The sequence below is a fragment of the Gammaproteobacteria bacterium genome (assembly GCA_015709615.1).
Lineage (GTDB): Bacteria > Pseudomonadota > Gammaproteobacteria > Burkholderiales > Nitrosomonadaceae > Nitrosomonas.
The window spans coordinates 1074104-1084773 of record CP054179.1 but is presented as its reverse complement, the minus strand read 5'-3'; the positions used below and the strand labels follow the sequence as shown (position 1 = coordinate 1084773).

Here is a 10670-nt window from a genome sequence, read left to right as displayed (position 1 = left end):
CCTTAGCGGATTAATCCCAGATCAGTAAGCGTATCGGTGTCGGATTGTAGGCATTGCACGGATTGTTCAACTGCGGACAATTCGAGATCAATACCACGACATCCATTTCCGCGCGCATTTCGACATACTTGCCGGGGGCCGAGACACCATCGGCAAATTCCAGCCCACCCGATTCCGTGACCGGCACGTTCATGAAGAAATTGATGTTGCTGGGCAAGTCGCGCTTGCTCATGTTCAACTCCTGACACAGCGGATGATGCGCCAGTGCGTGCAGAAAATTGTCGCGGCAGCTGTGCATCGGAAATTTTTCCAACGCATAACGCACGGTATTGCTTTCCGCTGCGCAAGCGCCGCCGAGCGTGTCGTGCCGCCCGCAAGTGTCGGCTGTGATGGTCAGCATGACGTTGCCGGAATTGGAATACAGTTCGCTGCCGGCGGTCAAATACAGTTTTTTCTGGCGATTGATGGTGTCGGTCGCGCTGTAGCGTTCTTGCGCATCGTGCGCATTGTAAAACAGCGTATCCACGGCCTGGTTGCCTTCCAGGTCGACGATGCGGAAGGTTTGTCCGCGTTTGATCAGGTGCACCCATGGCTCACCGGCTGCGCAAATTTCATCGATGACGGCTAGATCGGGATCGAGCTGGCTTACAAATAGAGTCGATTTATTCATTTTGCACCCTCGCTATAAAAGTGTTGCGCATTCTGCAGCGCGCGCCGGTTCTCCGCGATATGCAGGCATTCGTTGGTTGCTTGCGGCGGCGTATCGAATAATTCCAGATTGACCGCGCCGGGCTGATACGTTTGTTTCGGATCCAACGGGTGCGGCGCGGTGGACAATATCACCAAGGTATTCATGACAAAACTCAGATCGACATAATCGCCCGCTTTGCTGTGATCAACGTGATATTTCAGATCACCCAAGTGATCGGCGGTGACTTTGCTGAAGAAATTGATATTGGCGACGACATCGCGCATGCCCAATCCCCATTTACCCAGCTCGATCAACATGCCGTCCAGACCGCTGCGGAACATTTCGTTGCGGTGCTCCTGATAGCGCGCGGTACCATATTTCTGCTGGATCAGATCGGCATCGCTCAGGCCGCATACAGTATCGTTCCAGCCAGTGGTATCGGCCGTAATGCAACAGAATAGCCGCCCCATATCGGAATGGCAGGCATGTCCTTTGGTCAAGCGGAAAGTATGCTGCGATTTCAGCGTGTCGGCCATGTTGTAGCGCTCGAGCTTTTCTTCCTGATTGAAGAATAACACGGCGGCATTGGCGCCCCCGTTGACATCGGTCAAACGCAGCGTGGTGCCGCGGCGCACGACGCCGGACCAGTGGCATCCGCCTGGGATCAGTTGTTGCCAGATGACGTTATTTTGTTGATTCATGATGAGTTCCTTATAAAAATGGATTTATTTGAACTGTATCCATTTTTTGCAAAGTAAGTAGAGTGTCGTGATGGTTAGAATACTGCCCAGTACCAGCGGTGTCGCCCATAACTGCCACCACGGCGCATCCGCGGAAATCGCATAGGGGCGCGGCCAGGCGATATTGATGAGTTCAAAGAGCGACCAGATAAAGGCCAGGCAATTGATGATCAGTCCCCATGCGCCCAGTTTTAATTCGCCCAGTGCGGGATTCCACCGGCCGGTGAGACGGGCGAACAAGGCAAATCCGGTGGTGAACGTGAACATGGCGTATAAACCGCCGGTGCCGAAAGCGATGATGGTGGCCACGGCATCGTCATTGAGTCCGAAGATCAATCCGCAGCCCGCCAGCAGAACGGTAAAGAGAACGGCATTGCGTGGTGTTTTGCTGACCGTTACCTGACTTAGCATCGCTGGCATATTGCCTTCCCGCGCCATCGAATAGACGATGCGCGAGGTGTACTTGACCATCGATGCGCCGCAAGCGAGAAAAGCGGTCATCACAATTGCGAGAAAGGGTTTCTCGAACCAATCGCCGATGCTGCTAGCAATCAGTGGCGTGACCGGATCGGCGGTATGGCTGGAGTGTCTCAAGGTGTCGTGCTCAAAAGCCAGAATCAGCGCGGCTGAATTGAATAAAACTACCGTGCCGACCACCAGCAGCGACATGAAAATGGCGCGGGGAACCATGCGTTTTGGTTGATGGGTTTCTTCCGCAGTGGTGGAGCAGGCATCGAAGCCGATGAAAGCCCAGCCGGAAATCGCCAATGCCGCCAGAAAAGCAGCCATTTCACTGGGTGCCGTGCCGGTACCCATGTGCTGGAACAATTCCATGAAAGGATGCTGACGGAAGAAAAGAAACAGCAAGAGTGCCACACCGAACGATCCGGCGACTTCCGCGTAAACACCCAGTTTTATCACCAGATTGAAAATGCTGACCGGGGCGAGATTGAGGAGTGTGCAAAGCAACAGAAATAGGGCACCCCAAAGCACCATCATGCCGCCGCCGTCACCCGGTAGTCCGCTAAAGATAGCCAGCCAGAAGCCGCCGGTATAAGCGGTTGTCGTGACCATGGCGATGGTGGAGCAAATATAGATTACACCGGCATATTGCCCGGCAATCGCACCACCGAGCTGACGCGCCCATTTATAGGCGCCACCGGCAATCGGGAATTGTGAAGACAGCTCCGCGTAAACAGTCGCCACCAATAACTGCATAACCAAACAAACCGCCAGCGCGGCAAACCAGCCGCCGCCAGCGACCACGGTTTGCACGCCGATGATGGCATACAGCCCGGCCACCGGTGAGACCACCGCAAAACCCAACGTGAAGCTGTGCCATACGCTCATGCTGCGGCTAAGCGTATCGCTTGTCACAGGAGCATTTTGCGAAGCAGAGATTTGTTTTGTTGAACCTGACATAACCAGTCTCCATACCAAAGGGTTTTCCGGGATTGTAATGTACTTGGAGCACATTACGCTTAATCTCCCGGGCTTTTATCCCTCCGTGGAGCCTCGTTATCACGAGACCGGAAACTCTTGGACCTGGCGCCGTTGACTGCATTGGCCGGAACCCTAGTTTCCCATTGCGTTATCGCTTTTTGAGTTGTCTATGCCGCTAATCGTTCAATGGGCGTTTTAGAAAGCTAATAACGGGTGGAATTTTAAGTTTGAATTTTGGAAAAAGCAAATTCATATTGGTATTTATTATTCCAATTTAAAAATGAAGAATTTCTTCGATGGCGGCTTTGAAAGAATTGCGAAGCGGTTTTGCTCTGATAATGTCAGCAAGAGGCAAGAAGAAAAAAGGCCGCACCCTGTAAAGGATGCGGCCTTAGTTTACATGGTACAGCCGTCAGCTAGGCAATACGGCGGCGGTTTATCCATCCGATCAGAACCAAGCCCATGCCAAGCATTGCGTAAGTGCTAGGCTCAGGCACGGCAGTGAGTATCAGCTCGGCAGTGGCACTATTGCCTAGCGTGTCGTATGCAACCGCGGTGAAGATGTTGGCGCCGAAGAATAGCGTGGCATTGGGTAGCACGAAGTTACCCAAGCCGTCGATGGCAATATGGCTAAGGAATGTGCCATCGTTCATCGTGACATCCACGTAATCAATACCAACCAGATTGCCGGCAGTGCCATTGAACAGATCAACCAAGCTGGTTAGATCGCTGGCGTTGGTATAGATGCCGTTGCCCGCGGTAGCGATACTCTGCATCGTCAATACATTATGGCCGGGAATGCCTACGGTGTGGATGGCGTCGACACCCAGGCCCAACGCGGCGGTAGCGCTGGCCACTGCAGCAGTGCGGCTGCTTTCGCCATCGGATACTACTACCATCATCTGGGTGCGGCCGTCGGTATGGTTTGGACCAGTAAGCTCGGTACTTGCCCGGTTGATGCCAGCGTCAATAGCAGTTCCACCCGAGGCATCTATTGCCGTAATTGCCGAGAGTACCGAAGCTGAGCCGCTGGATAACGGTGTGAGCCCTTGTAGTAGCAAGGCATCACTGTCGAAATCGATAACAGCCACCGAAGTGCTAGTCACTGGAAGGGCATTCACCAGTGCGGAAGAGGCTTCCTCTAACCAGGCATTGCGGGATTTGCCGCTGTTAATAGTGCTCATACTACCCGACGAATCGAGTACCAGAGCCAGATCGAGGCCTGTGCCGCCGATGATACCGCTGGCATTGGCATTGCCAAACGGATTGACCACTTCGCCTACAGTATATATCGCAAGAGGAGAAGGCCCCGTCCACGATACCGCCACTGCAGCTATGGATGCACTCGATGCACCGAGTCCGATTGATGCTATCGCGGAAACCGCGAGCCATTGTTTGATAACTTTTCTCATCAGTATTTCCTTTATTGTTAATTTTGGAATTAGCGATAAATTTCTTATTGCTTTACCTTTTTATAGTTTGTTATGCAGTTTCTTTACCATTAGCGCAATGCGATGAATCGCTCCTCATGGTTCAAAAGTGCCGGTAAATCTTATCATAATGCCGAGATGGCGATATTTTGATGAAGTGGTACCCCTAGGCGAATATTCCCCGGTGCGGCTATATGTGCGGGTTTTCGTTGCCTGAATATGGATTGAGACTGCTCCCGCGCAATGATACATGCCAGACAGATTAGTCTGCTGCAACTCAATATTCCAATGTCTTAAGATGCTATGAAAATCTCTTTGCCTATCCATAAGGATAATTTATTGAGCACATCGTTGTTTATAGTAAACTCTGCGTTCACTTGTTAGAATCACCCTTTTTCAAAAATAAATCAGACTCTATTATTAATTTAGGATTGTTCATGAATACCGAAGATTTTCGCCCCGAAAAGAAAGCTACTGTTTTTTATCCGCCGCAACGTGTTTTGATGGGACCTGGGCCGTCCGATACGCATCCGCGTGTGCTGAACGCCATGGCGCGTCCGACCTTGGGGCACCTGGATCCTGTTTTTACCGAAATGATGGAAGAGATCAAGGGGTTGATGCGTTACGCGTTCCAAACCAAGAATCGTATGACTTTCCCGGTTTCCGGTCCGGGTTCGGTGGGTATGGAAATGTGTTTCGTCAATATGATCGAACCTGGCGATAAAGTGATCGTATGCCGCAATGGCGTGTTTGGCGGCCGTATGATCGAGAACGTGGAACGTCATGGCGGTGTGGCGGTGGTGGTTGACGACAAATGGGGTGAACCGGTCGATCCGCAAAAAGTGGAAGATGCGCTGAAAAAGAACCCGGATGCCAAGATTGTCGCGTTTGTTCATGCCGAAACTTCCACCGGCGCGCAGTCCGATGCTAAGACACTGTGTGAGATCGCGCGTAAATACAACTGCCTGACGATTGTCGATACCGTGACTTCACTGGGTGGAACGCCAATTCGAGTGGATGAGTGGGGAATCGACGCGATCTATTCCGGCAGCCAAAAATGCTTGTCTTGTCCGCCAGGCTTATCGCCCGTGAGTTTCTCCGATCGCGTGACCGAGCTGGTTAAAAATCGTAAAACCAAGGTGCACAGCTGGTTTATGGATATCAGCCTGTTATTGAATTACTGGGGATCGTCCACCCGGACTTATCATCATACCGCGCCGACCAACGCATTGTATGGCTTGCATGAGTCGCTGTTGATGCTGTACGAAGAAGGGCTGGAGCATTCCTGGGCGCGCCATCGCTATAACTACGAAGCGCTGAAAGCTGGTTTCGCGACCTTGGGCATGAATTATGTGGTGAAAGAAGAATATCGTTTGCCACAGCTGAATTCGGTTTATGTACCGGCTGGTGTCGATGAAAAAGAAGTACGTCGCCGTTTACTGGACGACTACAACCTCGAAATTGGCGCGGGATTGGGCGATTTCGCCGGAAAAGTATGGCGTTTCGGCTTGATGGGCACATCCTGCCGCGTTGAGAATGTGATTTTCTGCTTGAATGCATTGGAAACCATTTTGTCCGACATGGGCATGAAAGTGCAGCGCGGTGCCGCCGCAGCTGCAGCTCATCAGAGTTATGCAGCAAAGCCGATGTTCTAAGGACATTGCAACGTAGCTTATTGTTTTTAATGCCACTTTCTTGTCCAGCGTGATAAGAAAGTGGTTTTATCTTTTCATTGATTCATCCTGGACAATCCGGTCATCATGGTGTTGGATTTTCCCGTAGCAATTGCCGCAGCGCCGCTGTTATCGTTCGTTTTATCCTTCTTCTCCGTCCTGTGGTTGATTAAAAGAAAAGCGGGTTGGGGGCTGGATCACCCCAACGCACGCTCGCTTCATGCCGTTCCGGTTCCGCGTACCGGCGGATTGGGACTTTTGTTGAGCGTGATCGTCGCGTGGTTGTGTTTTTCAGCCGCGATCCCGCCAATTATCTGGGCCGGTACCGTTGTGCTGATGGTAATATCATTGCTGGACGATATCCGGTATGTGCCGGTGTGGTGCCGGTTATTGATACACACTCTCGTTGCAGTCGCATTTTCCGTGGTTTTTTTGCTGACTGCTTATGGTTGGTTAATTGCACTGGGCGCTGTGACGGCGGTGATCTGGATGTGCAATCTCTATAATTTCATGGATGGCTCGGATGGGCTGGCAGGCGGAATGGCGGTAATCGGGTTCGGATACTACGGTTTGTTTGCGTACTTAGCCGGGGATCTTGATTTTGCCGTGATCAATTTTTCGATAGCCGCTGCGGCATTGGCTTTTTTGTTGCACAACTTTCATCCTGCGCGTATCTTCATGGGGGACGCGGGCGCCATTCCGCTCGGATTTCTCGCTGCCGCGCTAGGGATGCTGGGGTGGCTTAACCAGCTATGGTCACTATGGGTGCCGTTGCTGATATTTTCGCCGTTTATAGCCGATGCAACGGTGACGCTGATCAAGCGCTTGTTGCGCGGCGAGAAAATCTGGCAGGCGCATCGCGAACATTATTATCAGCGCCTGGTGCAAAGCGGTCTGGGGCATCGCAATACGGCATTATTGGGGTATGCGCTGATGCTGACCGCCGGCGGCTGCGCAGTATGGGCGGGCACGCAAGGTTTGCGGGTGCAAGGCTGGACCGCGACGGTCTGGGGTAGCTTTTATTTAATATTCATGTTTATTGCCGACCGGAATCAAAAAAATCAATCCAACCGGGGATAGGATGTTTCTCAAAAAATACGGAATACGCACGTTTATCGCTTTTACACATGATTTTGTCGCGATCGCTGTTGCTTGGTGGCTGGCCTATTTGTTCCGTTTCAATTTTGAAATTCCCACAGCATCGGTGCAATTGTTGCTCGAAATTTTGCCTTGGACGGTACTGGTTCAAGGTGGTCTGTTTTTATGGCTCGGGCTTTACCGGGGGTTGTGGCGTTATGCCAGCCTGCCGGACTTAAAGCGGATTTTCGTTGCAGTGCTGTGCGGCACCGCTACTGTACTGTTGATTCTCTGGCCGTTTGGCATGTTGGTTAAGATTCCGGGTGCGGTCATCGTGCTGGTACCGCTGCTGCTGATGCTCATCATGGGCGGGAGCCGCTTGATTTACCGTGCCTGGAAAGAGCGCCGCTTGTACGGACTGGAAAGCAATGAAGCCAAATTGGTTTTGATCATCGGCGCGGGCAGTACCGCGGTGAATCTGGTCAAGGCTTTGACGGGAAGCCGCGAGTGGCATGTGGTCGGCATGCTGGATGATGATCCGCGCAAATTGGGTACACGCTTGCAAGGGGTCCGGGTGCTGGGCAGGATCGACGAGTTGCCGCACTGGGTGCATAAACTGAATGTCGAGCATGTGATTATCGCTACACCGTCAGTTTCCCGTCAGATTCACCGCAAGGCTTTGGAAATGTGCTCGGAAATCGGCGTGAAAGCCATGACGGTGCCGTCATACGCGGATTTGATCAGCGGCAAGGCAACCGTGACCAATATCCGAGAAATCCAGCTGGACGATTTGCTCGGCAGGGCGCCTGTGGTTCTGGACGATGACGGCTTGCACGGGTTGTTGACGGGGAAAGTAATTCTGGTGACGGGGGCGGGCGGTTCGATCGGCTCCGAACTGTGCCGCCAACTGGCCGCATTTGAACCGGATCGCATCGTTTTTCTTGAACTGAGCGAGTTTTCGCTTTACAGCATTCAGGAAGAATTTTTACCACGCTTTCCCGCCATGAACATGTCGTTTGTGATCGGTGATATTAAGGATCGCGCGCGCATGATGCAACTGTTCGCGCAATTCCGCCCTGCGGTGGTTTTTCACGCCGCCGCTTATAAGCATGTGCCGCTGATGGAGGAAGAAAATGCCTGTCAGGCGCTGCTGAATAACGTGCTGGGCACGTATGTGCTGGCGCAGGTCGCGATCAATTTCGCGGTGGAAAAATTTGTTCTGATCTCGACCGACAAAGCGGTCAATCCAGTCAGCGTTATGGGCGCCAGCAAGCGCCTGGCGGAAATGGTGTGCCAAGCGCTGCAGCAAAGCACTGCGACTAACAATACCCGAGGGGGTCAAACCGACCAAACGCACTCGACTTGTTTTGTAATGGTGCGCTTCGGCAACGTGCTGGGCAGCACCGGCAGCGTCATTCCGAAGTTTCGCGAGCAGATTGCCAAAGGCGGCCCGATCACCATTACCCATCCGGACATGACGCGCTATTTCATGTCCATCCCCGAAGCGGCGCAGCTAGTTCTGCAAGCGGCATTGATGGGTGGCACCAATGGCGGCGGGGAGATTTTTGTGCTGGATATGGGCGATCCGGTTAGGATCGTCGACCTGGCCAATGACTTGATTCATTTGTCCGGATTGGCGGAAGACGATATCCGGATTGTGTTCAGCGGATTGCGCCCGGGGGAAAAACTGCACGAAGAGTTACTGTCCGCCACTGAAAACACACTGCCAACGCCGCATCAAAAATTGCGCATCGCGCAAGCCCGCCAAGTCGACGAGCAGTGGCTGTCGGACTTGACGGCGTGGCTGGACAAAATTTCGGTATTAAGCGACCAGGAAGTGCGGGATGAGCTGGTGAATTGGGTGCCGGAATATCATAGTAAAGAAATGCTAAAAACTACTGAATAGCACACACAACAGCGGCAGCTTGTTTTATACAGCTAGGCTAACTCTGTTTCCGTAATACAACCGTTTTCCAGCACGAAGATTCGATCAATTCTTTGCAACTGCGGAATCGATGGATTGAAAATCAGCGTGGTACGGTTCTGCATCAATGCTTCGAATGTGGCGAGCAGTTTTCCGCTAACCGGTTCTTGCTGGCAGAATGGTTCATCCAAAATCAACAGCGGTGAATTTTTTACCCATGCGCGTGCAACGGCGATCTGCTGCAATTGTTTCGGCGTGATCGCCGTGCCATCCGGACCGATGGTTGTTTGCAAGCCTTCCGGCATGTGCCGGATAAATTCGATTGCATGCGATATTTGCGCGGCCGAGGTGATTTTGGCTTCGTTGCTGCAGCGCAGCGTGCCATAGGCAATATTGCCGGCAATTTTATCGTCCAGCAAAAAGCAATCCGAAGGCACCAACGCGATATTGGCGTGCAAGTGACTTAAGCGGATATCCTGCAGCGGGTGATCGTCGAACAGAATTCTGCCGCCAGTGGGCTGCCGCAAGCGCAGAATCAGATCAATTAGCAGGTTTTTTTCTTCCGCGGTATAACCGGTAAAAACGACGATTTCGCCCCGCCGCAGGGTGAAATGCAGGTGATGGAGGACAGCTCCGGTTTGCGCGTCATTGTCGTAGCGTACGTGTTCAAATGCCAGCTTGCCGTTGCTATGCGCGATGCTGAGAGTGCCGCTATCCAGTTCGGATGGTTGATCGAGGAAGGCAAAGATGGCTTCCAGCGCTGGCTGATCGTGCTCAAGTTGCTTGGGTAGATTGGTGATGCGCCGCACCGGCCGGACCAGCAGCAGTGCGATGGTGATCAATGCAGCGGTTTCCGGCAGGCTGAGCGTGCCGTTAATCGCGTGCAACGCCATGGTATAGGCTACGGCGATTACGATCAATGCGGTAATCACTTGATCGAAGGGAGCCATCACAGCCTTGGTGTGCGCTTGTTGCGCGTCTGCTTGCGCAATTCTTTCGGAAATTTTACCCAGGCGCTGGCTTTCATGGCGCTGCCCGCCGTCCAGCCGGATTTTTCTGAAATGAGCCACGGATTGCGACAAATGTTCGATCAAATCACCGGCCGCCTGCAAGTTCTTGGCGCCGGGGTTATTGAAGCGGCCGGGTGTAGCTCGATGAATGAGGGCGATCAGCGGCGTAATCAGCAACAGCAGAATGGCAAATTCTTGATTGAGATACAGCGTGCACGTCATGAGTGCGATGATAGCCAGGGTATCTTGCGTCAACAGCGCGAACCTGCCGGTTGCGCTCTGCGCGATCGCATTGATATGGGTTATCAGCGCGCCGGTCTGATGCGGTGTGTAGCGTGCGTAATCATTGACGGGCAGCGTCAGCAGTTTATTGAAGAAATCCATGCGCAAATCGATGCCCAGCTGACTGCTGGCTTTGCCGGTGGCGCGGAGGCTGATATAGCTCGCGATTCCGCGCACGACAAAGAGGCCGATCAGCAGCAGTGATGTTGTCTGTATCAGTGACGGATCTTGCAGGATAAATGCACTGTCCAGCATGTCTTTGACGAGTATGGGCAGCAGCGCCAGTGAAGCTGCCATGACCAGCATGGCGCAAAACGCTTGCAAACGTAATGTCCAGCCAAGCGCCAGTTTTCCGATTAAGCGATGATAGTGTTGCAAATTGATCATGGTGCATCATTCT

The 10670-nt window shown here is 52.6% G+C and carries 8 protein-coding genes; 3 read left to right on the top strand and 5 right to left on the bottom strand.

What is annotated here, in order from left to right:
• Positions 1 to 10: 10 nt before the first annotated feature.
• The 4 genes from HRU77_05275 to HRU77_05260 form a co-directional block, all read right to left on the bottom strand.
• Positions 11 to 670, bottom strand: coding sequence for an urea carboxylase-associated family protein (locus HRU77_05275; protein QOJ20156.1), 660 nt, complete (start codon positions 668 to 670; stop codon positions 11 to 13).
• Positions 667 to 1392, bottom strand: coding sequence for an urea carboxylase-associated family protein (locus HRU77_05270; GenBank protein QOJ20155.1), 726 nt, complete (start codon positions 1390 to 1392; stop codon positions 667 to 669). Before HRU77_05270 ends, HRU77_05275 begins: the two co-directional genes overlap by 4 nt.
• A 24-nt stretch (positions 1393 to 1416) precedes the next feature.
• Positions 1417 to 2853 carry an amino acid permease gene (locus HRU77_05265; protein ID QOJ20154.1) on the bottom strand — a complete coding sequence of 479 codons (1437 nt, stop codon included), beginning with the start codon at positions 2851 to 2853 and terminating at the stop codon, positions 1417 to 1419.
• Between the two features lie 437 nt (positions 2854 to 3290).
• The gene (locus HRU77_05260) at positions 3291 to 3650 is read right to left on the bottom strand and encodes a PEP-CTERM sorting domain-containing protein (GenBank protein QOJ22069.1); all 360 of its coding nucleotides are present in this window, start codon (positions 3648 to 3650) and stop codon (positions 3291 to 3293) included.
• A 1091-nt stretch (positions 3651 to 4741) separates the two neighbouring features.
• On the opposite strand from HRU77_05260, the gene HRU77_05255 reads away from it, so the two are divergent.
• The 3 genes from HRU77_05255 (at position 4742) to HRU77_05245 (ending at position 8960) form a co-directional block, all read left to right on the top strand.
• Positions 4742 to 5959, top strand: coding sequence for an alanine--glyoxylate aminotransferase family protein (locus HRU77_05255; protein ID QOJ20153.1), 1218 nt, complete (start codon positions 4742 to 4744; stop codon positions 5957 to 5959).
• A 105-nt stretch (positions 5960 to 6064) separates the two neighbouring features.
• Complete coding sequence (locus HRU77_05250) at positions 6065 to 7057, top strand: glycosyltransferase family 4 protein (protein QOJ20152.1); 993 nt, start codon at positions 6065 to 6067, stop codon at positions 7055 to 7057.
• A 1-nt stretch (position 7058) separates the two neighbouring features.
• On the top strand, positions 7059 to 8960 hold the full coding sequence (locus HRU77_05245) for a polysaccharide biosynthesis protein (protein ID QOJ20151.1): 1902 nt from the start codon (positions 7059 to 7061) through the stop codon (positions 8958 to 8960).
• Between the two features lie 32 nt (positions 8961 to 8992).
• On the opposite strand, the gene HRU77_05240 is transcribed toward HRU77_05245, so the two are convergent.
• A complete protein-coding gene (locus HRU77_05240) occupies positions 8993 to 10657 on the bottom strand; it encodes an ATP-binding cassette domain-containing protein (GenBank protein ID QOJ20150.1) in 1665 nt (554 codons plus the stop codon).
• Positions 10658 to 10670 lie beyond the last annotated feature (13 nt).